The organism is Streptomyces sp. RGM 3693 (assembly GCF_050471125.1).
Taxonomy (GTDB): Bacteria; Actinomycetota; Actinomycetes; order Streptomycetales; family Streptomycetaceae; genus Streptomyces.
The window spans coordinates 197617-220793 of sequence record NZ_JBMPPQ010000001.1; the positions used below are offsets into that span (position 1 = coordinate 197617).

Sequence of the window (23177 nt, forward strand, 5' to 3'; positions counted from 1 at the left end):
AACGAGCGTTAACCGGGGATCGGGAGGGCGGCATGCAGCGGTTCGGTGCACAGGAATGGGTCGGCGTGGCGCGCCACGGCTTCGTGGCGGAGCTGGTCCTGGACCGGCCGAAGGCGATGAACGCGGTGTCGACGGCGATGGCCGACGCGCTGGCACAGGCGTGTGCCGCGCTGGCCGCCGACCGGTCCGTGCGGGCGGTGGTGCTCACCTCCACCCATGAGCGGGCGTTCTGCGTGGGCGCCGACCTCAAGGAGCGGAACTCCTTCACGGATGCGGATCTGATGCGGCAGCGTCCGCGCACCCGGGCCGCGTACACCGGGGTGCTGGAGTTGCCGATGCCGACCGTCGCCGCCGTGCACGGGTTCGCGCTCGGTGGCGGCTACGAGTTGGCGCTGGCCTGCGATCTGATCGTGGCGGACGGGACCGCGGTGGTCGGGCTGCCGGAGGTGTCGGTGGGCGTCATTCCCGGCGGGGGCGGCACGCAGCTGCTGCCGCGCCGGGTGGGGGCGGCGCGGGCCGCCGAGTTGGTGTTCACCGCGCGCCGGGTGCCGGCGGCCGAGGCGGGCGAGCTGGGACTGGTGGACCGGGTCGTGGCGGACGGGCAGGACCGGGCGGAGGCGCTGGCGCTGGCCGCCGCGATCGCCCGCAATTCGCCGGTCGGGCTGCGGGCGGCCAAGCGCGCCATGCGGCTCGGGCAGGGCCTGGACCTACGGGCCGGACTGGATCTTGAGGACGGTGCGTGGCGGAGCGTGGCGTTCTCGGGGGACCGGGCCGAGGGGGTCGCGGCGTTCAACGAGAAGCGGGACCCGGAGTGGCCGGGGGAGTGAGGGCCCCATCCGCCCCTTCCGGTGGTCGTTGACCAGCGGAAGGGGCACATTGGGCCGATCATTCCTACGCTGTAATACAGAGCGTGCGCACGGCTACGGAATGTGAGGATCCGGTGACGGGCGAGGGTGACGCGAGGCTGCGGGCCGTAGTGGAGCTGGCGCAGGCGATGGCGGCCGCGCCGGCGCTGCGCGACTCGGCCCGGGCCGCGGCGCAGGGGGTGCGGAAGGCGTTGGGGGGCTCCTTCGCGGCGCTCTCCAAGTGGGAGCGCGAGCGGGGGCAACTGCGGGTACTGGTGAACGTCGGCGAACTCGCCCCGGGGGAGCGGGAGTTCCCGGACGACGAGGCGTATCCGGTGCATGAGTTCCCGGAGATCGTCGGGTTCCTGCACGAGCAGTGGGCCGGCGGCGGGGCGCCGAGTGCCTGGGTGGACGTGGCCGAGGGGGAGTCGGGCGGCGAGCCTGCCGACGGCCCGGAGGTGCCGCCCGGCAGTCGGGGGCGGGTGGCCGCGCTGCGTCGGCGGGGGCGGGGTTGCTGTGTGGTGGCGCCGCTCGTGCTGCACGGCCGGGCGTGGGGTGAGCTGTATGTGGCGCGGCGGCCCGGGGAGCCGGTGTTCGGTCGGGCCGACGCCGATTTCGCGACCGTGCTCGCCGCGGTCACGGCCGCCGGGATCGCCCAGACCGAGCGGCTGGCGGAGGCCCGTCGGCTGGCGTTCACCGATGCGCTGACCGGTCTGGCCAACCGCCGGGCCGTCGATATGCGGCTGGACGAGGCGCTGGAACAGCACCGTGCCGACGGGGCGGTGGTCAGCCTGGTGGTGTGCGATCTGAACGGGCTGAAGCAGGTGAACGATTCGCGTGGGCACGCGGTCGGCGACCGGTTGCTGGAGCGCTTCGGGTCGGTGCTGTCGCTGTGCGGCGCGATGCTGCCGGGGACGCTCGCGGCGCGGTTGGGCGGGGACGAGTTCTGTCTGCTGGCGGTCGGCCCGGTGTCCGACGAGGTGGTCAAGGTGGCCGGTGAGCTGTGCGGGCGGGCCGCGGAGCTGGACCTCGGCGAGGGGGTCGCGGTGGGGGTGGCCTCGACCGGCGATCCGATCGGCCCGGTGCACAGCGCCCGGCGGCTGTTCCGGCTGGCGGACGCCGCCCAGTACCGGGCCAAGGCGGCGAAGTCGGGCGAGCCGGTGGTGGCCGGGCGGCACGGTGGTGCGGACGATCCGGTCGTGCGGTTGGCGGATGCGCCGGAGCCGCCGCCGGGGCCGGAGCGGCGGAAGTTCCGGAGGTGAGCACGGGCGCCGGGTGACGGGTGCGGCCGGCTCGGGCGATGATCGGTAGCAGATGCAGTGACGATCGGTAAGGGGTGATCCCGAAATCCGGTGGTGACATCTGGCGATTCAGTCTCTAGGGTGCCTGAATATGGATATGCACACTGTGGTGCTGGGGACGTCCGGCACCACCGCACAGGACGTCATCGCGGTGGCCCGCGGCGCGGCCCGGATCGAGCTGTCCGAGGAGGCCCGCGCGGCCGTCGCCACCGCCCGCGCCTTCATCGACGAGCTCGCCGCCAAACCGGACCCGGTCTACGGCGTCTCCACCGGCTTCGGCGCCCTCGCCGTACGCCACATCAGCCCCGAGCTGCGCGCCCAGCTCCAGCGCAACATCGTGCGTTCGCACGCGGCCGGTATGGGCCCGCGGGTCGAGCGCGAGGTGGTCCGCGCCCTGATGTTCCTGCGGCTGAAGACCCTCGCCTCCGGGCACACCGGGGTCCGCCCGCTGGTCGTCGAGACCATGGCCGCCCTCCTGAACGCCGGCATCACCCCGGTCGTCCACGAGTACGGCTCGCTCGGCTGCTCCGGTGACCTGGCGCCGCTTTCGCACTGCGCGCTGACGCTGATGGGCGAGGGCGAAGCGGAGGGCCCCGACGGCGTCGTCCGGCCGTCCGGCGAGCTGCTCGCCGCGCACGGCATCGAGCCCGTCGAGCTGCGTGAGAAGGAGGGGCTGGCGCTCCTCAACGGCACCGACGGCATGCTCGGCATGCTGGTGATGGCCTGCGCCGACCTGGCCCGGCTGTTCACCTCCGCGGACATCACCGCCGCGCTCTCCATGGAGGCGCTGCTCGGCACCGACAAGGTCCTCGCACCCGAGCTGCACGCCATCCGGCCGCACCCGGGCCAGGCCGCGTCGGCCGCCAACATGCTGGCGTTCCTGGCCGGTTCCGGCTTCACCGGCCACCACCAGGACGACGCCCCGCGGGTCCAGGACGCCTACTCCATCCGCTGCGCCCCCCAGGTCGCCGGCGCCGGCCGGGACACCCTCGCGCACGCCCGCCTGGTCGCGGAGCGGGAGCTGGCCGCCGCCGTCGACAACCCCGTCGTACTGCCCGACGGCCGGGTGGAGTCCAACGGCAACTTCCACGGCGCGCCGGTCGCCTACGCCCTGGACTTCCTGGCCATCGCCGCGGCCGACCTGGGTTCGATCGCCGAGCGCCGCACCGACCGCCTCCTGGACAAGAACCGCTCGCACGGGCTGCCGGCCTTCCTCGCCGGGGACCCGGGCGTCGACTCCGGCCTGATGATCGCCCAGTACACCCAGGCCGCGCTGGTCAGCGAGCTGAAGCGGCTGGCCGCCCCGGCGTCGGTGGACTCCATCCCGTCCTCCGCCATGCAGGAGGACCACGTCTCGATGGGCTGGTCGGCGGCGCGCAAGCTGCGCACCGCGGTGGACAACCTCACCCGGGTCATCGCCGTCGAGCTCTACGCCTCGACCCGCGCCGTCGAGCTGCGCGAGGGCCTGACGCCGGCTCCGGCGACCCGCGCGGTGCTGGACGCCATACGCGCCGCGGGCGTCCAGGGCCCGGGCGAGGACCGCTTCCTGGCGCCGGACCTGGAGGCGGCGTACGTCTTCGTCCGGGACGGGAAGCTGGTGGCGGCGGCGGAGTCGGTCACCGGCGAACTGGCCTGACGCTCCGTCAATCGGCGCCGGCCGCCCGCATCGGTGGCGGCCGGCGCCGATCGACGCACGGCCCGACGCCCCCGTCGCGGATGCGTCCCGGGCTCAGGCGGTCTCGTCGCGGGTGCGGCGTACGGAGTAGCCGACCAGTGCGGCGCCGAGCGCGAGGCAGCCCGCGCCGCCGACCACGTAGGGCGTGGTGTCCAGGCTGCCGGTGTCGGCGAGGTAGTGGGTCACCCCGCCGCCCTCGGCCGGATCGCCGCCGGGCCGGGTCGTGGTGGAACCGCTGTCGGAGCCGCGCGCACCGGAGTTCTGCTTTTCCGCGGCCGGGCCGCCGGCGTGATCGTCGGTATGGGCCGCGTCCGACACATTCGCCCGCCCGGGACTGACCGGTGCGGAATCCGCCCGGAGGCCGGAATGCGGCGCTCCGCCCTCTCCCACGATCGCATTCGCGGAGGGCACGAACCACAGGGCGAACAGCACCGATCCCGCGGCAGCGGCGGTCAGTAGTGGTCGTCGTGCGGTCACGAAAGCTATCCCCCTTGTGGGTTCGGCGAATTGGCCGTTGACCGCAGATGTTAGTGACCGCCGCGGGTCGCGCGGTAGTCGGGACCCGGAGGTGCTTACCCTCCGTCCATGAGCAATGGCGAGACATCACGCTTTGTACGGCTTCACGTCGAACTGGTCATGGAGGTCACCGACGCCGCCGAGCTGACCGGCGCCGCCGTCGGCCGTATCAACGCCGACCCCGCGCTCCCCGACGATGAGCGCAGGCAGTCCCTGGAAACGGTCAGAGACGACCCGGCGGAGGCGCTGGCCCACCTCATCGACCCCTTCGACCTGGTCGCCGAGGTACCCGGCACCGAACTCGCCCAGGCGTCCTGGAGCAGCGAGGAGATGACCGACTACGACCCGGACGCCGAGTGGGACGCGGCGGAGTGGGACCTGGCGGACGACGCGGACGAGGAGGGCTGACCGCGGTCCCGTCACCCCCACTCACCCCCGTCGAGGCCCCCGTGCGGTTCCGTGCCGCACGGGGGCCGATACGTCTACGACGCCGGGTCGTTTATGCAGCCGGGCCGCTTTCTCGGGCGACGCGGGGAAAAGGCCGCGACGCCCGTCGGGCGGCGGGATTCACGCCGTCCGCCACCCGTCATGACGTAAGCCGTACGTCATACAGCACTCCGCAGTCATATGCGTGATCTGCGTCATTATTTGGCTGATGGGTGTTTTGGCGCCATTGCGTGTCCTTCCCCACATTTACGCCAGGAATGAAGCGGATGAAAGGGATAAGGCGTTCCAATGGAGTCGGCCGGAATGCCTGCGTCCAGATATGCCTGCGTTCAGTTGGCGGCTCGCTCGGGGATTTTTCCCACAATCGGTAGCAATGGAGAAGCGTGTGATGACGGACCGCAAGCGCCGCAAGGGCCTCATAGCCAGTGCCGCGCTGCTCGGGGGCGTTCTCACGGTCGCCGCCTGTGGTGCCAGCAGCGCCACCGGTCACGGCGGCGGTGCGAACACCGGACGCCAGGAGGGCACCCAGCACGAGAACACCCAGCAGGTGGACGAGGCGGCGGCCCAGGACGCCTCGCAGGCGAAGATCACCATCTCGCCGAGGGACGGCTCGACGGACACCGGCCTCAACGACGTCGGGGTGACCGCCAGTGGCGGCAAGCTCACCGACGTCACCATGACCACGGTCGTCGCGCACCAGACCCAGCAGACCCAGCAGAAGACCGTCGCGGGCACCCTGTCCGCCGACGGCTCCTCCTGGAAGCCCCGGCAGGCGCTGTCCCGCGCGACCACCTACAAGATCACCGCGCACGGCGTGGACGCCCAGGGCCGCACCGCGGTGGAGAACTCCACCTTCACCACGGTCTCCCCGACCAGCAGCTTCCTCGGGAGCTTCACCCCCGAGGACGGCTCGACGGTCGGCGTCGGCATGCCGGTGTCGATCAACTTCGACAAGCCGGTCAAGAACCGTCAGGCCGTCCAGTCCGCGATCAAGGTCGCCTCCAGCAGCAACCAGCAGGTCGTCGGCCACTGGTTCGGCAACAAGCGGCTGGACTTCCGCCCCCAGAGCTACTGGAAGCCGAACTCCCAGGTCACCCTGAAGCTCGCCCTGGACGGCGTCGAGGCGTCACCGGGCGTGAAGGGCATCCAGAACAAGACCGTCCGCTTCACCGTCGGTCACTCCCAGGTCAGCACCGTGAACACCAAGACCCACCTGATGACCGTGGTGCGCGACGGCAAGACGATCAAGACCATCCCGATTTCCTCGGGCAGCGACGACCACCCGACCTACAACGGCCAGATGGTCATCTCCGAGAAGTTCAAGCAGACCCGGATGGACGGCTCCACCGTCGGCTTCACCAACAACGACGGCAAGGGCGAGTACGACATCCCCGACGTCCCGCACGCCATGCGGCTGTCGAACTCCGGCACCTTCATCCACGGCAACTACTGGGGCAAGGGCATCTTCGGCAAGACCAACACCAGCCACGGCTGCATCGGTCTGAAGGACGTCAAGGGCGCCAAGGACGCGTCCACCGACGGCGCGTGGTTCTTCAACAACTCGCAGATCGGCGACGTCGTCACGGTGATCAACTCCCCGGACAAGACCATCAAGCCGGACAACGGCCTCAACGGCTGGAACATGTCCTGGACCCAGTGGGTCGCCGGCAGCGCGGTCTGACCCGGCGCGACCCCGGCACGACGGCGCCCGGTGCCTTGCGGTGAACGCGAGGCACCGGGCGCCGACTGCTGTCCACGGGTGCGCCCTGCCGGCCCCCGACGGCCGGACCTCGGTGGCCGCGTCGGCCCAACAGGGCGGCGCGGCCCAGCGGTTCGCGCTGACGCAGGGGGGACGGAGCGCGCCGCCGAGGGGGCGAACGCGCCGGACGTACGGGGCGGGCGCGGACCTGCCGGCCGGCGCCGGCGGCGGCACCGACGGCCGTCCGTACAGTGGCCGGGTGAGTGAGCACACGAGAAACGCCGGCGGGAAGCGCAGCGGAGAGGACCGCGGGAAGGGCCGCGGACGCAGCGGCGCCACGGGCGGTGGCGCCCGGCCCGGCGGCGACACCGACCGCGCCCGCACCGCCGACCGCGCCCGCACCGCCGACCACGCCCGTCAGGCCGCCGACCTGCTCGGTACCGTCCTCGGCCGGGTCCGTTACGCGGCGGACGGGGCGGCCGCCGAGGACGCCATCGAGGCGGGCGCCTCGATGCTGGCCGCCGCGGCGCCCGGCTGGGAGGCGATGAGCGCGGCCGTGGTCGCGGCCGCCGTGGACGCCGTCCGGCGCTGCTGGGCGGGCGGCTGGCACCCCGCCGACCTGGAACGGATCGTTCGGCGGGCGGCGCCGGACGACGCGCCGGCGGCCCTGGTGATCGACGCCGTCGCCGCGGCGGAGGCCCGCCGGCCGCGGTCGTCCGACGCCGCCTCGGACCCCCGTTGGCAGGCCCAGCTGGACGGCCTGGACGCCCGCGTCTGGTGGGACTCCGACCCCGCCTACCTGGACGCCCTGGCGGCCCGTCGCCGCACCTCCCGCTTCGAGACCGCCTACGACGTGCTGACCGCGCTGCGCCTGATCTCCCGACTCCCCAGGATCACCCCGCTGCCGCCCCCGTCCAGCGCCTCCAGTGTCCCCGGTACGTCCGACGCGGCCGGTGGGAGCGGGGCCGGCGGCGGCGCCTCCGCGACCCGGGCCCTCGGCCGGATCCGTGGCCTGCTCGCCAAGGCGGAGGCGACCACCTTCCCGGAGGAGGCCGAAGCGCTGTCCGCCAAGGCCCAGGAACTGATGGCCCGGCACAGCATCGACGAGGCCCTCCTCGCACACGCCCACGGCCCCGAGGGCGGCCGGCCCGCCGACGGACCCTCGGCGATCCGCATCGGCATCGAAGGCCCCTACGAACAGGGCAAGGCACTGCTCCTCGACGCCGTCGCGGCCGCCAACCGCTGCCAGGCCGTCTGGGCCGCCGACCTGGCCTTCTCCACCGTCGTCGGCTTCCCGCCCGACCTGGAGGCGACCGAACTCCTCTACACCTCGCTACTGCTCCAGGCCACCTCGGCGATGAACCGCGCGGGCGACGAGCACCACGCCCGGGGCCGCTCCCGCCGCACCCGTGACTTCCGCCAGACCTTCCTCGTGGCGTACGCGGACCGCATCCGCACCCGCCTGTCCGCGGCCACCGCCGCCGCGACCGCCGCGGCCACCGCCGAATCCACCGCCCCGGACCGACTCCTCCCGGTCCTCGCCGCCCGCGAACTCGCCGTCGAGGAGACCACCGGCACCCTCTTCCCCGACACCGCCCCGGTCCGGCTCCGCGGCATCCGCGACGCCGCCGGCTGGCACCAGGGCACCGCCGCTGCCGACCGCGCCCACCTCGGCCACCCCGAGCCCGGCACCCCCGGCTGACGGCGAGGGGCCACGAGGGGCGGCCCCCGCCATCCGCGCCGTCAGCCCTGGTGGCGCCACCAGAAGGACGCGGGGTGGAAGTGCCGGGTCACCCCGAGCCGCTGCCAGAGCGGGCGCAGGATCTCCCGCAGTTCCGGGTCGGCGTGGTCGAGAAAGCCGGTCAGCCGCTGCGCGTACCGCTCCCGGTTCTGCTCCAACAGCCGCCGTACCGCGCCGACGCAGCCGCCATGTGGCGCCGCGTACGGGACGCCCGGGACCTGGACACCAACTGCCCTTACTCGTATCTCCTGTGGTGCCGGGACTTCGCCGCCACCTCGGTTGTCGCCCGCGACGGAGCCACCCTGTGCGGCTTCGTCTCGGGCCCTTGGACGAGTCCTTCGAAGTGCGCGGAGGACTCGAAGTAGGGGGTGACTGGTCACGAGCATCACGGTGGCAGAGGACATTCCGACAGCCCCTGAAAGCCACGCTGTTGTCACGCGAAAGGCCCGCCGCCACTCACAAGACCCCGATCAGCCGCAAGCAGGCGGCCGCGGTCCGGGTGCGCTCCCACCTCGGAGCGGACGTTCGAGGGACCCCCGCGTCGGCAGAGGCGTTCTGGGCACCTCTGCCGACGCGACGGATCGCCGACGCTCCGAGGCGACGTCGAGCGCGCTCAGTGCGTCAGCCATCCCACTCTCGGACGCCGCAGTCCAAGGGCTCAGCCGTCCGCCTTGGCCACGCCCACTGGGCAGGAGACGCCCGTCCCGCCGATTCCGCAGTACCCGGCGGGGTTCTTGTCGAGGTACTGCTGGTGGTACGCCTCGGCCGGATAGAAGGGGCGGGAGGTGTCGGCGGGGAGGATCTCGGTGGTGATGTCGCCGTAGCCGGAGGACTGGAGGACCTTCTGGTAGGCGTCGCGGGAGGCTTCGGCGGCCTGTTGCTGGGCGGCGGAGTGGGTGTAGATCGCGGAGCGGTACTGGGTACCGACGTCGTTGCCCTGGCGGAAGCCCTGGGTGGGGTCGTGGGACTCCCAGAAGAGCTTCAGGAGGGCGGCGTACGGGACGACCGTCGGGTCGAAGACGACGCGGACGGCCTCGGTGTGGCCGGTGTGGCCGCTGCACACCTCTTCGTAGGAGGGGTGCGGGGTGAGGCCGCCCTGGTATCCGACGAGGGTGGTCCAGACGCCGTCGGCCTGCCAGAACTTCCGCTCGGCGCCCCAGAAGCAGCCCAGCCCGAAGTCGGCGACCTCCAGGCCCTCCGGGTACGGGCCGAGCAGTGGGTTGCCGAGGACGGTGTGCCGGTCGGGGACGGCGAAGTCCCGCTCGGGGCGTCCCTTCAGCGCTTCCTCGGGTGTGGGGAGGTGGGTCTTGAAGCGGGAGAACAGCATCAGGATCGTGCTCCAGGGGAGGGGGCGAGGGACGGGTGTGGGGCGGGTCGGGTGCGGTATCCGTTCCGTCCAACGTCCGGGCGCCGGCCGGCATTCCGGCCAGCCGGCCCGGACCGCGGTGAGAACCCGCACCGCACCGCCTAGCCCTGGGCCCGGAATCCCGCCGACGTGCCGCCCAGCTGCTCCCAGCCGGCGATGGCCAGCGCGCGGTACGCGGCGTACTCGGCGGCCGGGCTGCGCCCGTAGGACCACGGGACGGCGCCCACGTGGCCGTCGACGAGGCGGAGCTGCTCCATCGCCTCGGCGTAGCGTTCCGCGCGGACCAGGAACCAGACGAGCAGGTGGCGGACGTGCGGTGCCATCGGGTGGTCGGCGGGGGCCTCCCGGAGGGCGAAGTGGGCGCCCTCTATGGCGCGCTCGACGACCGCGCTCTGGAAGAGGTTGCGGACCATGTTGGCCTCGGGGAGGTGCTCGTAGACCGCGAAGAGCGGGAGGGCCGGCAGCAGGCTCTTCGCCGGGGCGTCGGCGGCCGCGCGCCCGGCGAACTCCTCGGCCTGGTCGCGGGATCCGTGCCACTTCTCCGACCAGTACGGGAGCGCGGCCAGGTGGGCGCCCATGTGGTGCGGCGCCCGCTGGCGGACCTTGGACCAGAGCTCTTCGTAGTCGGCCGGGCGCTCGCGCAGGCCGCGGGCGACGGCCAGTTCGGTGATGTACGGGATCGGGCTGCCCGGTGCCAGCAGCGCCGCCTCCCGGCAGACCGTACGGGCCTCCTCCAGGATCATCCGGAAGTCCTGCGAGCCGGGGTCGCGCAGCGCCTGGACGACCAGGAACTGGGCGTGCGTCTGGGCGCCGCCCGGGTCCTTGGGGGCCTCGGCGCGCCAGGTGCGCAGCCAGATGCCGCCGGTCCGGGTGCCACCGGGGGCGGCGGGGGCCGCCGGCCCGTGGGAGGTCTCCGCGAGCTCGAACGCGGCCGCGCCGGCCAGCGTCTGCACCCGCTGCCAGCGCAGCTCCCAGTTGTCGCCGGTGGACCGGAGCAGTTCCGCGGCCGGACGCCAGTCGTGCGTCCGGCGCATCTCGACGAGCGCCTCGGCCAGCTGCTCGTCGGGGCCGGGAAGCCGTACGTCGAGGTGCTCCAGGGGGACGAAGCCGTAGCCGGCCATCGGGTCGGTGGCCACCGCCAAGCCCCGCTCGGCGTGCTGTACGGCCTTCCGGCGCCGCATCCAGGGCAGGAAGACCAGACCGCCGAGCGCGATCGCGGCGAAGAGGAGCAGCAGTACGTCCATGTGGTGTGTCCCGGTCGGAGGGGCAGGGGCTGGGCTGGGCAGGCGCCAGGGCTGGGGCTGGGCGTGGAGGGGGCGGAGGCGGGGGCCGCGGGCGGTGGCGTGACGGCCTGCCCGGTGGTCTCCCGTTCTCCCGGTCCCTCGTTCTCGTATGTATCCACTATCCAGCGAACCAGAAAGTTCCGGAAAGTTCGGTCCGGTGGCCGACTACCCTCAGCAGACATGAGCGAACAGCGCGACGAGCGCCACCAGCACTTCGAAACCCTTGCCATCCACGCAGGTCAGGAGCCCGACCAGGCCACCGGCGCGGTGGTACCGCCCATCTACCAGGTCTCTACTTACAAGCAGGACGGCGTGGGCGGGCTCCGCGGCGGCTACGAGTACAGCCGCAGCGCCAACCCGACCCGTACCGCCCTGGAGGAGAACCTCGCCGCCCTCGACGGCGGTCGCCGCGGCCTCGCCTTCGCCTCCGGCCTCGCCGCCGAGGACTGCCTGCTGCGCACCCTGCTCGCCCCGGGTGATCACGTGGTGATCCCCAACGACGCCTACGGCGGCACGTTCCGCCTGTTCGCGAAGGTCGTCGAGCGGTGGGGCGTGGAGTGGTCGGTGGCCGACACTTCCAACCCGCAGGCCGTCCGGGACGCGCTGCGCCCCCGTACGAAGGTGATCTGGGTGGAGACGCCCAGCAACCCGCTGCTCGGCATCAGCGACATCGCGGCGCTCGCCGGGGTCGCCCGGGACGCCGGCGCCCGCCTGGTGGTCGACAACACCTTCGCCAGCCCCTACCTCCAGCAGCCGCTCGCGCTCGGGGCGGACGTGGTGGTCTACTCCACCACCAAGTACATGGGCGGCCACTCCGACGTGGTCGGCGGGGCGCTGGTCGTCAACGACGACACCCTCGGCGAGGAACTGGCCTACCACCAGAACGCGATGGGTGCGATCGCCGGGCCGTTCGACGCCTGGCTGGTGATGCGCGGCATCAAGACGCTGGCCGTCCGGATGGACCGGCACAGCGCCAACGCGGCGCGCGTCGCCGAGCTGCTGACCTCCCACAAGAAGGTCACCCGGGTCTACTACCCGGGGCTGGCCGAGCACCCCGGCCACGAGATCGCCGCCAAGCAGATGCGGTCCTTCGGTGGCATGGTGTCGTTCCAGGTGGCGGGCGGCGAAGAGGCGGCGGTGGAGGTCTGCAACCGCGCCAAGCTGTTCACGCTCGGGGAGTCGCTGGGCGGCGTGGAGTCGCTGATCGAGCACCCGGGCCGGATGACGCACGCCTCGACGGCCGGTTCGGCGCTGGAGGTCCCCGCCGACCTCGTGCGCCTCTCGGTCGGCATCGAGTCCGCCGACGACCTGCTGGCCGACCTCGCGCAGGCGTTGGGCTGAGCCACTTTGCCCGCGGCCGGGCCGCTCCTCGGGCGGCCCGCCCCGGCAGTCCACCCGGCCCGCCCCGGCAGTCCACCCGGCCCGCCCCGGCAGTCCACCCCGGCCCGCCCCGGTCACCCCGGTAGTCCGCCCCGGTCACCCCGGTCCGTTTCGCGCCCCTCAGTACCCCGCTACGGGAGGGGCGGTGCGGGCCGGCGGTGGGCGCCAGCGCTGTTCAACTCCCGCCCAGAGGACGAGAGTCAGTAGCGCGCCAGGAGGGCGAGCGGTCATCCGGTGCGGCGCAGCAGGCGGCGCCGGGCCGGCGACCGCGGGCGGTGGCGCGTACGGCCAGGTCCGGCGGCGCCGGCGGTGGGCGCCTCGAACTCCCGGACCCGGCGCCGCTCCCGCGCCCGCCGCCGCTCTCCCGCCGCGCGTCCCGGTGCCGTCCCCCCCCCCCGCACGACGGCCCGGGCCGGCCCGCCGATCCGCGGACCACACGGTCCGGGCGGCGCCGTCAGACGTCGCCGCCGGAGCTATGCCGTCAGGACGTCGGGGGTCCGGCCGGCGACAGTGCGGTGATTTCGGCGAGCGAGGTGTTGAAGCGCGTCAGGAGCGCGGTGAAGGCGTCGCGCTCCGCATCGGTCCACTTCTCCGTCACCATCGCCATCAGCGCCCGCCGCGAGGCCCGGACCTCGTCCAGCCGGGCGTGGCCCCGCTCGGACAGTTCCAGGACCACGGCGCGGCCGTCCTCGGGGTGGGTGGCGCGGTCGACCAGTCCGGCGTCGACCAGCGGCGCGACCTGCCGGGTGACCGTGGAGGAGTCGATCCCCATCCCGCAGGCCAGGGCCTTGACGCCCATCGGGCCTTCCTGGTCCAGGCGGTTGAGGAGCAGATAGGCGGCGCGGTCCATGGAGTTGCGCGCCTGTCCGACGCCACCGAGCCGGCTCTGTTCGGCACGGCGGGCGAAGACGGCCACTTGGTGCTGGAGCGCGTCGAGGTGAGCGGTGTCGGGGTGGGTCGTCATGTCCGGAGGCGTGGGCATGGCCGGGGCTCGCTTAATCGGGGTGGGTACGGTGGGGAAGACAGCGTACGCGGCGTCGGCACAGACTGTGCCGGTGCTGTCGCGTACGGCTCTTCCGGCCCTGGCGAGCGGCCCGGCCGACCCGCCGGTGTCCGCCATCCGGCCGGAAAAGGCCCGCTCCTGGCCGAACTGCGAGACTGGCCGCATGGTCGAGCACACGCCGCATCCGCCGCACCCGTCCGCGGGCTCCGTGACCACCGCGTCGGCGGCGTTCGCCGGGATCACGGTCGACGAGGTGCGCGAGGCGCAGAAGCTGCTCTCCGGGGTGTCGCGGACCACCGCCATGGAGGGCAGCCGCTATCTGTCGGAGCTGGTGGGCGCCCCCGTCCACCTGAAGTGCGAGAACCTCCAGCGCACCGGCTCGTTCAAGATCCGCGGCGCGTACGTGCGGATCGCCGGCCTCTCGGCGGAGGAGCGGGCCGCCGGTGTGGTGGCGGCGAGCGCCGGCAACCACGCCCAGGGGGTGGCCCTTGCGGCGTCCCTGCTGGGAGTGGCCTCGACGGTCTTCATGCCGGTCGGCGCCCCGTTGCCGAAGGTCGCCGCGACCCGCGAGTACGGCGCCGAGGTGCGGCTGCACGGCCAGGTCGTCGACGAGACGCTGGCCGCCGCCCAGGAGTACGCACGGCAGACCGGTGCGGTCTTCATCCACCCCTTCGACCACCGCGACATCATCGCCGGCCAGGGCACGGTCGGCCTGGAGATCCTCGAACAGTGTCCGGAGGTGCGCACCGTCGTCGTCGGGGTGGGCGGCGGCGGGTTCGCGGCGGGCGTCGCCCTCGCGGTCAAGGGGCTGCGGCCGGACGTGCGGGTGGTCGGGGTGCAGGCGGCGGCCGCGGCCTGCTATCCGCCGTCGTTGGCGGTGGGGCACCCGGTGGCGATCGAGCCGCTGGCCACGATGGCGGACGGCATCAAGGTGGGGCGGCCCGGCGACGTGCCGTTCGGCATCGTGCGGGAGTTGGTGGACGAGGTCCGTACGGTCACCGAGGACGAGTTGTCCAGCGCCCTGCTGCTGTGTCTGGAGCGGGCGAAGCTGGTGGTGGAGCCGGCCGGGGCGAGCCCGGTGGCGGCACTGTTGTCGTCGCCCGGCTCCTTCGAGGGGCCGGTGGTCGCGGTGCTCTCCGGCGGTAACGTCGATCCGCTCCTGATGCAGCGGATCCTCCGTCACGGCATGGCCGCCGCCGGCCGTTACCTCTCGTTCCGGGTCCGGCTCACCGACCGCCCGGGTGCGCTGGCCACCCTCCTCGGCGTCCTCACGGTGGTGGACGCCAACGTCCTCGACGTGGGGCATGTGCGCATCGATCCCCGGCTCGGGCTCACCGAGGTGGAGGTCGAACTCCACCTGGAGACCAAGGGGCCGGAGCACTGCTCCGAGGTGACCGCGGCGCTGCGCGAGGCGGGGTACGACGTGGTCGCGGTCTGAACGACGCGGCGCGGGGCGGAGTATGAGCGGGGCGGTGGCGGGCAGCCGCCGCCCCGCTCAGTTGTGGGCAGCCGCCGCCCGCGCTGTTGTGGGCAGCCGCTGTCCGCGCTGTTGTGGGCTCCGGGCCGTCGGAGCCTCGCCGCACTGCCGGATCGCCGCCCTTGCCCTCCCATGCCGCGCGATGGCGAGTTTTCGTCCCTGCTCATCCATATCGCGATGTATCGCGTCTGAAGTATCATCGCTGCGGCCGCGAGGGCCGCTACGCCATGACGCCCCGCCGCGGACCAGCGCCCGTGAGTCGCCCGCACGCCCTGAAGCGCACCCGCGCCCCGTGGAACGACGGGAGCGGGGGCGTCGCCAACAGGGTCACTGCACGCCCCAAAACGTACTATTCGGCACATCTATCGCATTCGACCCAGAACTGATCCAAGCCATGGGGGTACCCATATGCCAGGCGCCATTTATGCCGAAGGTCTGGTGAAGACCTTCGGCGAGGTGAGGGCACTGGACGGCGTCGATCTCGACGTTCCCGAAGGAACCGTCCTCGGAATGCTCGGCCCGAACGGGGCCGGCAAAACCACCGCCGTCAGGGTCCTGACAACCCTGCTCCGGCCCGACCGGGGGACGGCGCGGGTGGCCGGCATCGACGTCCTCGCGCACCCCGACGCGGTGCGTCGCGCCATCGGCCTCTCGGGCCAATTCGCCGCCGTAGACGAGTACTTGACCGGCCGGGAGAACCTGGTGATGGTCGGGCGGCTCTACCAGATGAGTGGGCGCGACGCCAAGCGCCGGGCCGCCGAACTGCTGGAGCGGTTCAACCTCGGCGACGCCGCCGACCGCACCGCCAAGACCTACTCAGGCGGGATGCGCCGCCGACTCGACCTGGCCGCCGCCCTGGTCGTCAGTCCGCCCGTGATGTTCATGGACGAGCCGACCACCGGCCTGGACCCGCGCAACCGCCAGGCGCTGTGGGACGTCATCCAGGAGCTGGTCGCCGGCGGCACCACCCTGCTGCTCACCACCCAGTACCTGGAGGAGGCCGACCGGCTCGCGCACGACATCTGCGTCGTCGACCACGGCCGGGTCATCGCCCGCGGCACCTCCGACCAGCTCAAGGCCCGCACCGGCGGCGAGCGGATCGAGGTCGTGGTGCACGCCCCCGAGCAGCTCCCGGTGGCCGAGGGCGTCCTGCGCGCGGTCGCCAAGGGCGAGGGCGCGGTCGAACCGCACACCCGCAAGCTCACGTTCCCGGTGAGCGGCGGCGCCAAGCTGCTCGCCGACGTCATCCGCGAACTGGACGCCCGCGGGGTGGAGATCGACGACATCGGACTGCGTCGCCCGACCCTCGACGACGTCTTCATCGCGCTGACCGGCCACACCGCCGCGACGGAAGCGGACAGCGGGAACGGCAACAAGAAAGGCCATGGGAACGGGAACGGCCACGGGAACGGGAACGGGAACGGGAAAGCCGACAGGAAAGGCATCGCACGCGCGGACGGCGACCGGGCCGGCGCGGAGACCACCAAGGAGGGTGTGCGATGAGTGCGGTCGGCCACACGTCCGGTGCGGCCCCCGCCCGGAACCCACGGCCGCGCGGCGGCCTCATGCGGCCCGTGCGCGATGCGCTGGTGGTCGCCCAACGCAATCTGATCCGGATGCTGCGCATCCCCGAGGTCGTGATCTTCTCGCTGATCCAGCCGATCATGTTCGTGGTGCTTTTCACCTACGTCTTCGGCGGGTCCATCGCGCTCCCCGGCTCCCAGGCCGGTGACGCCCAGGCGTACCGGGAATTCCTGATGGCCGGGATCTTCGCGCAGACCGTCACCTTCGCCACCGCCGGCGCCGGCGCGGGCATCGCGGACGACATGCACAAGGGGCTGATCGACCGGTTCCGCTCGCTGCCGATGTCCCGTGGTGCGGTCCTCACCGGTCGCACTCTCGCCGACCTGGTGCAGACCGCGCTGACGCTGGTGGTGCTGGCCGTGGTCGCGCTGTTGATCGGCTGGCGCAGCCACGAGAACCCGGCGAGCGTGCTGGCCGGCTTCGCGCTGCTGCTCCTGCTCGGCTACGCCTTCTCCTGGATCGGCGCGCTCATCGGCCTCTCGGTCCGCACCCCCGAGGCGGCCACCTCCGGCGGGCTGATCTGGCTCTTCCCGCTGACGTTCATCTCCAACGCCTTCGTCCCGGTCAGCGGCATGCCGGCGTTCCTCCAGCACATCGCGGAGTGGAATCCGTTCAGCGCCACGGTCGCCGGCGCCCGGCAGCTGTTCGGCAACACCATCGCGAGCGTGCCCCGGTCGGTGACCGGCGCCTGGCCGATGGAACACCCGGTGCTGGCCTCGGTGATCTGGTCCATCCTGATCATCGCGATCTTCCGGACCCTGGCGGTCCGCAAGTACCGCTCGGCGACCGCCTGAGGTCCGGCCGGCGCCGCACCGCGGCCCGGCCGGCACCCGCCCCGCACATGCGGAAGCGGCCCGGAACCGTATGCTCCGGGCCGCTTCCGCTGCGCTTGATCTCCGCGCGTACCGCGGCTCAGCCGTTGTAGGGCTTGGCGTCGAGGATCTTCACCGACGCCTTCTTGCCGTTGGGCAGCTCGTACTCGGCGTCGGCGCCGACCTTCTTGCCGTTCACGCCGGTCCCCAGCGGCGACTGCGGGGAGTAGGTCTCGATCTCCGAGCTCGCGTACTCCCGCGAGGCAAGAAGGAACGACAGGGTGTCGTCCGGGTCTCCGTCGAACGCGATGGTGACGACCATGCCGGGAGCGACCACACCGTTGGCCGCGGGGGCCTCGCCGACCTTCGCGGACTGCAGCAGCTGGGTGAGCTGGCGGACGCGCAGCTCCTGCTTGCCCTGCTCCTCCTTGGCCGCGTGGTACCCGGCGTTCTCCTTCAGGTCACCTTCCTCGCGGGCCGCCTGGATCTTCTCGGTGATCTCGGCGCGTGCGGGACCAGACAGGTACTCCAGCTCGGCCTTGAGCTGGTCATACGCCTCCTGGGTCAGCCAGGTGACGTTCTCGCTGGTCTGGGTCACAGGTGCTCCTCGTCGGTACTGGGGATAAATCAAACGCCCTACCAGGAAGGTTTGCGCCTTCACAGGTGGGCGAAACCACGAGCCTAACAATTCCGGCACAAAAGGGGGAAGAGGAATTTCACAGTGGTCGCACAGGACTGCATCATCGCTGATCAGAGCCGATCAGGCGGCGCGCCGGCGTGGGGCCGATCGAGTCACCGGGCCCTTCCGGACGGTCAGCGCCGGACCCCGCCGGCGCGTCCCGTGAGGTCAGCCGTTGCCGGCCGGGGCGCCCGTGCAGCCGACCAGGATGGCGTTGGTCGCGCGCTTGGTCGTCCGGACCGTGACCTCGGTGTCGACCTGTCCCGTGCGCTGGTCGATGGTGACGTCCTTGCGGCCGACCTCGGAACCGTCGGTGGCCTGCGAACGGAGCGTGCACACGCCGGTGTCGTCCGTGCCCTTGACGACTTCGAGGTGGACCTTGACCGCGTGGTCGGAGACCGCGTCCCAGGTGATGATCCGGCCGCTGAGGTCCTGCCCGGAGACGTACGAGACGCCGAGCCAGCCCACCACGCCGAGCAGGGCCGCGCCGAGCACCGTCCCGATGATCTTGAGCTTGCGGTCCGCGCGCTGGTCGGCGGAACGGCCGTAGCGTCCGTCCGGGAGCCCTTCGCGCACCGCGGTCATGATCCATCCTCCTGGTAGGGGACCGGGGAAGAAGCGGACCCAGGGGGGTCCCCGCCCCAGGGAATACAGCGCCCCTCGCTTCGGTCACTATAGGAGGCATCTTCTCCGGCTTTTCACTGAGGATCGAGTCTTGACTGAGCAGCTGCGCTTGATGGCGGTCCACGCCCACCCTGACGACGAGTCGAGCAAGGGTGCGGCCACCATGGCCAAGTACGTGTCCGAGGGGGTGGACGTGCTGGTCGTCACCTGCACAGGGGGCGAGCGAGGGTCCATCCTCAACCCCAAACTCCAGGGGGACCCGTACATCGAGGAGCACATCCACGAGGTACGCAAGAAGGAAATGGACGAGGCCCGGGAGATCCTGGGCGTCAAGCAGGAGTGGCTGGGCTTCGTCGACTCCGGGCTTCCCGAGGGCGACCCGCTGCCGCCGCTGCCCGAGGGCTGCTTCGCCCTCCAGGACGTCGAGGTCGCGGCCGGGCGCCTGGTGAAGCTGATCCGGGAATTCAAGCCGCAGGTCATCACGACCTACGACGAGAACGGCGGCTACCCGCACCCGGACCACATCATGACCCACAAGATCACGATGGTGGCCTTCGAGGCGGCCGGCGACCCGGAGAAGTACCCGGAGGCCGGCGAGCCCTGGCAGCCGCAGAAGGTCTACTACAACCAGGGCTTCAACAAGCCGCGCACCCTCGCCCTCCACGAGGCGCTCCTGGCGCGCGGCATGGAATCGCCCTACGGCGAGTGGCTGGAGCGGTGGAAGGAGTTCGAGCGGCGCGAGCGGACGTTGACCACCTACGTCCCCTGCGCCGATTTCTTCGAGATCCGCGACAAGGCACTGATCGCCCACGCCACCCAGATCGACCCCGACGGCGGGTGGTTCCGGGTGCCGATGGACATCCAGCGCGAGGTCTGGCCGACCGAGGAATACGAGCTCGCGAAGTCGCTCGTGGACACTTCGCTCCCCGAGGACGACCTCTTCGCGGGCATCCGCAACAATTGAGTCCATGATGAGCGCGACCAGCACCCTCGCCCTGACGCACTTCGTCACCCTTGCCGACAGCTTCGACAAGGACAAGGTGACCCCCGGCGTCCTCGGCTTCATCGTCTTCGCGGTCATCGGCGGCGCCGTGTGGCTGCTGATGAAGTCCATGAACAAGCACATGCGGAAGGTGGACTTCGAGGAGCCCACGGAGGACGGCCAGGCGGGCACCACCGCCCCGGCCGCCGCGGCTCCGAAGCCGAAGACCAGCTGACGGCCCGGCGCCGGGCCGCGGTGCACGGCGCGCGGGCGTACAGACCGGGTGGCGGTCGTCGAACCGGCCGTCTGGCAGCGGTCGGCCGACCGGCCCGGCGGCTCGCTGATCCAAGCGGTCAGCGAGCCGTATCGCGGGCCGGACGCCCCGGCTCCGTACCGGCGGCACACGCCGGCACCGTCACTCCGCGGTGGCCGGTGCCGTCGGCACGCCCATGATTTCCCGGGCGTGCCGATCCGGCACCATGCCGAGCCGCCATGCCTGCCACCCCGTCTCCGGCTCCACCCCGCGCTCCAACAGCAGTCCGAACGTCTGCGCGCAGTCCTCCAGCTTGGCGTCCCGGTCGTCGTGCCGCTCCCGGACCAGTTGCGACAGCTCCTCCTGCGCCACCGCCGTGCCGACCACCGAACCGCCCGGTGAGGCGAACGGCAGCAGCGTGCACCGCAGGAACCGCGCCCAGTCCGCACCGCGCCGGTCGCCGTAACCAGCGAAGAGCTGACCGGCCTCGTCGGCCAGCGCCAGTGCCTGGGCCGTCCGTCCGTTGCCGGCGTCGATGATCACCAGCTCCAGCACGGACCACGCCTCGCCGTGCACCACACCGATCCGCTGGAAGTCCTTCCGGGCGTCCTGGAGCAGCTGTCGGGCGAAGCCGCTGTTGCGCAGCGAACCGGTCTGCTCGGCCCGCAGATCCCGGGTCACCCGGCCCGCGTGGTGCCGGGCGCAGGCCAGGCCGTAGCCGTCCTGCATCCGACTGAACATGTTCCGTGAGCGCTCCAGCTGGCGCAGCGCCTCATCGCGCTCCCCACGCTCCTCCAGCGCCTGGCCGAGGTAGTACATCGTCCACGCCTCACCGCGGGCGTCCTCGTGCTGGCGGTGCAGCGGCAGCGCCCGGCGCAACTGGTCCACGGCCGGGCCGGGGTCGCCGTCCACCAGCCGGGCCCGCGCCAGCTGGGTCATCGCCCAGGCCGTGCCGCGATCGTCGTGGGTACGGCCGTACAGCTCCAGGGCGGCGTGCAGTGCGGCCTCGGCGCCCGGGACGTCGCCCTGCCGCAGATGGACCTGGCCGAGCTGGAAGTGTGCCCACGCCTGGCCGTGCAGGCTCTCGCTCTCCTCATGGAGCACCAGCGACTCCCGCAGCATCTCCAGCGCCTCGGGGAGCCGGGCCCGATCCCGCTCCACCGCCGCCAGGGCGTGCAGCGTCCACGCCCGGTCGCCGCGCATCTCGGGGCCGGCCTGGAGGTCCAGCGCCTCCCGCAGCTTGGCCGCGGCCTCGGTCAGACTGCCCTGCTGCTGGAGCGTGATGCCCAGGTCGCGCAGCGCACGGGCCGCGCCCACCGGGTGCTGCGCCTCGAAATAGAGGTCGACCACCGACGACAGGGTCGTCCGGGCCCGGTCCAGCTCGCCCAACTGGCGGGCCGCGACGCCCGTCCGCCACTGCACCGAGCGGACCAGCATCCCCTGGCCGGCCGCCCGGGTCAGCTCGCTCAACTCACCCAGGCGGTAGAGGTCGCCGCGCAGCAGGCAGTAGTCGCACAGCGCGCCCAGCAGGTGCGAGACGGTGTCCTGGTCCACGTCCTGATCGGCGTGGCGCAGGGCGGCGGTGATGAAGCTGGTCTCGTCGTCCAGCCACTGGAGGGCCGCGTCCAGGGACGCGAAACCGTGCGGGCCGAAGCGGTCGGCGCGGGTGGACGTATTGCCGTCGACCAGCCGGATCACCGCGTCGGCCAGCTCCGCATAGCCGCGGATCAGCCGCTCCTGGGCCGCTGCGCGCTCGGCCGGCGCCTCCTCGTCGGTCAGCCGGTCGTGCGCGAAGCGGTGCACCAGGGGGTGCAGGCGGTAGCGCGCGCCGCGGACGTGCTCGATCAAGCCGGCCTCGGCCAGCGCGGTCAGCTGCCGCTTCGCCTCCGCGTCCGGGACCCCCAGCAGCGCGGCCGCGGCGGCCACCCCCAGGCTCGCCCGACCCACCAGGGCCAGCCGGCGCAGCAGCTGCCGGGCCTGCGGTGGCTGGTCGGCGTAGCGCAGCGTCAGGGCCCGCTCCACCGGTGCCGTCCCGTCGACCGCCGCCAGCTCCCGCGCCAGCGTGGCGGGGGAGCGGCTGCCCAGTGCGGAGCCGATCACCCGCAGTGCCAGCGGCAGCCCGGCGCACAGCTCGGAGATCCGGTCGATCGACTGCGCGTCGTACGGGCCCGCGCCGTCCGGCGGTTCCGCCCCGGCGGGCGCCGCCGACCGCAGCAGCTCCTCGGTGCCCGCCGTGTCCAGCGCCGCCACTGGCAGTTGGTGCACCCGCGCCTCCAGATCCGCGGGCAGTGCGAGCGGCGTACGGGAGGTGACCAGGATCAGGCTGTCGGAGCGGTCCGGAACCAGGGCCCGCACCTGCTCCGCATCCGAGGCGTCGTCCAGCAGCACCGTCACCGGGAGCCCGGACAGATGCTGGTGGTAGATCTCGGTGAGCCTCCTGACGTGCTGCTCCTGCGAGGGGCGCTCGCGGAAGAGCAGTTGCTCGCGCGGCGCGCCCAGGCGGTTGAGCAGGTGCAACAGCGCGTCCCGGGTCGGCAGCGGCACCTCGCCGGGGGTGTCACCCCGCAGATCCACCAGACACGCGCCGCGGAACTGATCGCGCAGCTGATGCGCCGCCCGCACCGCCAGTGCCGTCCGGCCCGCGCCCGGCTCGCCGTGCAGCACCACCACGATCGGCCGGGTCTCCGTGCTCGCCCGGCCGGCCTGCACCCACTGGACGATCTGTGCCAGCTCCGTCCGACGCCCGGCGAACGGGCCGTCCGGCTGCGGGAGTTGCGCGAACGACCGCTCCAGGACCGACCGCCGGCGGGCCGCCGCGCTGCGATCCGCACCGCGCAGCTGCGGACCCCGGGAGCCCTTCCCCGCGGGCTGGGCGGAGGACGCGCTGCCGCCCCGGGCCGCCGCGCTCAGCATCCGCTGCTGGTCCAGGAACGGGCGGATGCCGCGCACCTCCAGCGCCGTCAACCACTGGAGCCGCAGCTGCTCCGGCCCGCCGGGCTGGCCCCGCATCCCGGCCTGGCGGTGCGCCGCCGGAAGATGACCGGCGGTCAGCTTCACGACCGTGGCCGCCGCGCCCGCGACCAGCGCCGCGGCACCCGCCCCGAGCGCCGGTCCACCGCCCGTGCCGTACGCCAGGTCCACACCGAACGCGGCCACCGCGGCCACCGCCGACGCCACCGCCGGGGTGCCCAGCTCCTTGCGCGACAGCCGCTGCGCGAGCGGTCGCCGGCCGGCCGCCGCCTCGTCCAGCGCGCGGACGTACGCCCCGTACTCCTCCGCCGCGGGGGCGGCCAGCTCGTCCAGCGCCGCCCGGGCCCTGCCGAGCAGCGCCGGCCCGTCGAGCCGGCCCCCCGCGCGGCGCGCCTCTTCTTCGACGGTCCGCGCCAGCAGCTCGTCCGCTTCCTTCCGGTGGCCGTCCCGCAGTCCAGCCAGTTCGCCCGGCATGCCCTCCCCCTCCAACAGTCGCCAGCAGTCCTGGCGGTCCAGCGGTCACCGGCGGATCACCCCTAC

General features: G+C 72.7%; 20 protein-coding genes and 1 pseudogene. 13 read left to right on the forward strand and 8 right to left on the reverse strand.

Translation table 11 applies throughout. The features are described 5' to 3' along the window. Positions 1-32: 32 nt before the first annotated feature. The 3 genes from ACO0M4_RS00930 to hutH all read left to right on the forward strand — a co-directional run bounded on the left by ACO0M4_RS00930 (position 33) and on the right by hutH (position 3782). Positions 33-827, forward strand: a complete 795-nt coding sequence (locus ACO0M4_RS00930; protein ID WP_430367590.1) for an enoyl-CoA hydratase/isomerase family protein — start codon at positions 33-35, stop codon at positions 825-827. A gap of 167 nt (positions 828-994) precedes the next feature. Beyond that, complete coding sequence (locus ACO0M4_RS00935; protein WP_430371172.1) at positions 995-2107, forward strand: diguanylate cyclase domain-containing protein; 1113 nt, start codon at positions 995-997, stop codon at positions 2105-2107. 130 nt (positions 2108-2237) lie between these two features. Next, a complete protein-coding gene (gene hutH / locus ACO0M4_RS00940) occupies positions 2238-3782 on the forward strand; it encodes a histidine ammonia-lyase (RefSeq protein ID WP_430367591.1) in 1545 nt (514 codons plus the stop codon). Positions 3783-3875: 93 nt separating this feature from the next. Here the strand turns inward: hutH and ACO0M4_RS00945 are convergent, their stop codons facing one another. Further along, entirely contained in the window at positions 3876-4298 is a 423-nt protein-coding gene (locus tag ACO0M4_RS00945; protein ID WP_430367592.1) for a hypothetical protein, read from the reverse strand. Between the two features lie 108 nt (positions 4299-4406). Between ACO0M4_RS00945 and ACO0M4_RS00950 the strand changes: the two genes are divergently transcribed. The 3 genes from ACO0M4_RS00950 (at position 4407) to ACO0M4_RS00960 (ending at position 8185) form a co-directional block, all read left to right on the forward strand. After that, positions 4407-4745, forward strand: a complete 339-nt coding sequence (locus ACO0M4_RS00950) for a hypothetical protein (RefSeq protein WP_430367593.1) — start codon at positions 4407-4409, stop codon at positions 4743-4745. Positions 4746-5157: 412 nt separating this feature from the next. Next, positions 5158-6465, forward strand: a complete 1308-nt coding sequence (locus tag ACO0M4_RS00955) for a L,D-transpeptidase (RefSeq protein ID WP_430367594.1) — start codon at positions 5158-5160, stop codon at positions 6463-6465. Positions 6466-6742: 277 nt separating this feature from the next. Next, a complete protein-coding gene (locus ACO0M4_RS00960) occupies positions 6743-8185 on the forward strand; it encodes a DUF2786 domain-containing protein (RefSeq protein WP_430367595.1) in 1443 nt (480 codons plus the stop codon). A 41-nt stretch (positions 8186-8226) separates the two neighbouring features. Here the strand turns inward: ACO0M4_RS00960 and ACO0M4_RS00965 are convergent, their stop codons facing one another. Next, entirely contained in the window at positions 8227-8382 is a 156-nt protein-coding gene (locus tag ACO0M4_RS00965; RefSeq protein WP_430367596.1) for a hypothetical protein, read from the reverse strand. A gap of 30 nt (positions 8383-8412) precedes the next feature. Between ACO0M4_RS00965 and ACO0M4_RS00970 the strand changes: the two are divergent. Continuing rightward, positions 8413-8547: pseudogene (locus tag ACO0M4_RS00970) on the forward strand (diaminobutyrate acetyltransferase); the annotation flags it as partial. Between the two features lie 335 nt (positions 8548-8882). Here the strand turns inward: ACO0M4_RS00970 and msrA are convergent. Continuing rightward, a complete protein-coding gene (gene msrA, locus ACO0M4_RS00975) occupies positions 8883-9551 on the reverse strand; it encodes a peptide-methionine (S)-S-oxide reductase MsrA (protein ID WP_430367597.1) in 669 nt (222 codons plus the stop codon). Positions 9552-9691: 140 nt separating this feature from the next. Then, entirely contained in the window at positions 9692-10834 is a 1143-nt protein-coding gene (locus ACO0M4_RS00980) for a hypothetical protein (protein WP_430367598.1), read from the reverse strand. A gap of 219 nt (positions 10835-11053) precedes the next feature. Here ACO0M4_RS00980 and ACO0M4_RS00985 point away from each other — a divergent pair, with 219 nt between their 5' ends. Then, positions 11054-12214 (forward strand): cystathionine gamma-synthase, encoded by a 1161-nt coding sequence (locus ACO0M4_RS00985; protein WP_430367599.1) that lies wholly within the window; start codon positions 11054-11056, stop codon positions 12212-12214. A gap of 520 nt (positions 12215-12734) precedes the next feature. Here the strand turns inward: ACO0M4_RS00985 and ACO0M4_RS00990 are convergent. Next, positions 12735-13235 (reverse strand): MarR family winged helix-turn-helix transcriptional regulator, encoded by a 501-nt coding sequence (locus ACO0M4_RS00990; RefSeq protein ID WP_430367600.1) that lies wholly within the window; start codon positions 13233-13235, stop codon positions 12735-12737. Between the two features lie 184 nt (positions 13236-13419). Here ACO0M4_RS00990 and ilvA point away from each other — a divergent pair, with 184 nt between their 5' ends. From ilvA to ACO0M4_RS01005, 3 genes are all read left to right on the forward strand, one after another. Then, positions 13420-14694: a threonine ammonia-lyase gene (ilvA, locus tag ACO0M4_RS00995; protein ID WP_430367601.1), complete on the forward strand. Its 1275-nt coding sequence runs from the start codon at positions 13420-13422 to the stop codon at positions 14692-14694. A 447-nt stretch (positions 14695-15141) separates the two neighbouring features. Beyond that, positions 15142-16236 (forward strand): ATP-binding cassette domain-containing protein, encoded by a 1095-nt coding sequence (locus ACO0M4_RS01000; RefSeq protein WP_430367602.1) that lies wholly within the window; start codon positions 15142-15144, stop codon positions 16234-16236. Beyond that, positions 16233-17111 (forward strand): ABC transporter permease, encoded by an 879-nt coding sequence (locus tag ACO0M4_RS01005; RefSeq protein WP_430367603.1) that lies wholly within the window; start codon positions 16233-16235, stop codon positions 17109-17111. Before ACO0M4_RS01000 ends, ACO0M4_RS01005 begins: the two co-directional genes overlap by 4 nt. Positions 17112-17229: 118 nt before the next feature. Here ACO0M4_RS01005 and greA read toward each other — a convergent pair whose 3' ends face one another. Together greA and ACO0M4_RS01015 are read right to left on the reverse strand one after the other, a co-directional pair. Beyond that, positions 17230-17727, reverse strand: coding sequence for a transcription elongation factor GreA (greA, locus tag ACO0M4_RS01010; protein WP_430367604.1), 498 nt, complete (start codon positions 17725-17727; stop codon positions 17230-17232). 249 nt (positions 17728-17976) lie between these two features. Next, positions 17977-18393, reverse strand: a complete 417-nt coding sequence (locus ACO0M4_RS01015) for a DUF4307 domain-containing protein (RefSeq protein ID WP_430367605.1) — start codon at positions 18391-18393, stop codon at positions 17977-17979. 130 nt (positions 18394-18523) lie between these two features. Here ACO0M4_RS01015 and mca point away from each other — a divergent pair, with 130 nt between their 5' ends. Both mca and ACO0M4_RS01025 read left to right on the forward strand, forming a co-directional pair. After that, a complete protein-coding gene (gene mca / locus ACO0M4_RS01020) occupies positions 18524-19396 on the forward strand; it encodes a mycothiol conjugate amidase Mca (protein WP_430367606.1) in 873 nt (290 codons plus the stop codon). 4 nt (positions 19397-19400) lie between these two features. Then, positions 19401-19649, forward strand: coding sequence for a hypothetical protein (locus ACO0M4_RS01025; RefSeq protein ID WP_430367607.1), 249 nt, complete (start codon positions 19401-19403; stop codon positions 19647-19649). Positions 19650-19829: 180 nt separating this feature from the next. Here ACO0M4_RS01025 and ACO0M4_RS01030 read toward each other — a convergent pair whose 3' ends face one another. Further along, positions 19830-23111 carry a tetratricopeptide repeat protein gene (locus ACO0M4_RS01030; protein ID WP_430367608.1) on the reverse strand — a complete coding sequence of 1094 codons (3282 nt, stop codon included), beginning with the start codon at positions 23109-23111 and terminating at the stop codon, positions 19830-19832. Between the last annotated feature and the right edge of the window lie 66 nt (positions 23112-23177).

Coding starts and splice junctions, on each gene's coding strand:
- ACO0M4_RS00930 (WP_430367590.1), top strand. CDS start 33: ATGCAGCGGTTCGGTGCACAGGAATGGGTCGGCGTGGCGCGCCACGGC.
- ACO0M4_RS00935 (WP_430371172.1), top strand. CDS start 995: ATGGCGGCCGCGCCGGCGCTGCGCGACTCGGCCCGGGCCGCGGCGCAG.
- hutH (WP_430367591.1), top strand. CDS start 2,238: ATGGATATGCACACTGTGGTGCTGGGGACGTCCGGCACCACCGCACAG.
- ACO0M4_RS00950 (WP_430367593.1), top strand. CDS start 4,407: ATGAGCAATGGCGAGACATCACGCTTTGTACGGCTTCACGTCGAACTG.
- ACO0M4_RS00955 (WP_430367594.1), top strand. CDS start 5,158: ATGGAGAAGCGTGTGATGACGGACCGCAAGCGCCGCAAGGGCCTCATA.
- msrA (WP_430367597.1), bottom strand. CDS start 9,551: ATGCTGTTCTCCCGCTTCAAGACCCACCTCCCCACACCCGAGGAAGCG.
- ACO0M4_RS00980 (WP_430367598.1), bottom strand. CDS start 10,834: ATGGACGTACTGCTGCTCCTCTTCGCCGCGATCGCGCTCGGCGGTCTG.
- ACO0M4_RS00985 (WP_430367599.1), top strand. CDS start 11,054: ATGAGCGAACAGCGCGACGAGCGCCACCAGCACTTCGAAACCCTTGCC.
- ACO0M4_RS00990 (WP_430367600.1), bottom strand. CDS start 13,235: ATGCCCACGCCTCCGGACATGACGACCCACCCCGACACCGCTCACCTC.
- ilvA (WP_430367601.1), top strand. CDS start 13,420: ATGGTCGAGCACACGCCGCATCCGCCGCACCCGTCCGCGGGCTCCGTG.
- ACO0M4_RS01000 (WP_430367602.1), top strand. CDS start 15,142: ATGCCAGGCGCCATTTATGCCGAAGGTCTGGTGAAGACCTTCGGCGAG.
- ACO0M4_RS01005 (WP_430367603.1), top strand. CDS start 16,233: ATGAGTGCGGTCGGCCACACGTCCGGTGCGGCCCCCGCCCGGAACCCA.
- ACO0M4_RS01015 (WP_430367605.1), bottom strand. CDS start 18,393: ATGACCGCGGTGCGCGAAGGGCTCCCGGACGGACGCTACGGCCGTTCC.
- ACO0M4_RS01025 (WP_430367607.1), top strand. CDS start 19,401: ATGATGAGCGCGACCAGCACCCTCGCCCTGACGCACTTCGTCACCCTT.
- ACO0M4_RS01030 (WP_430367608.1), bottom strand. CDS start 23,111: ATGCCGGGCGAACTGGCTGGACTGCGGGACGGCCACCGGAAGGAAGCG.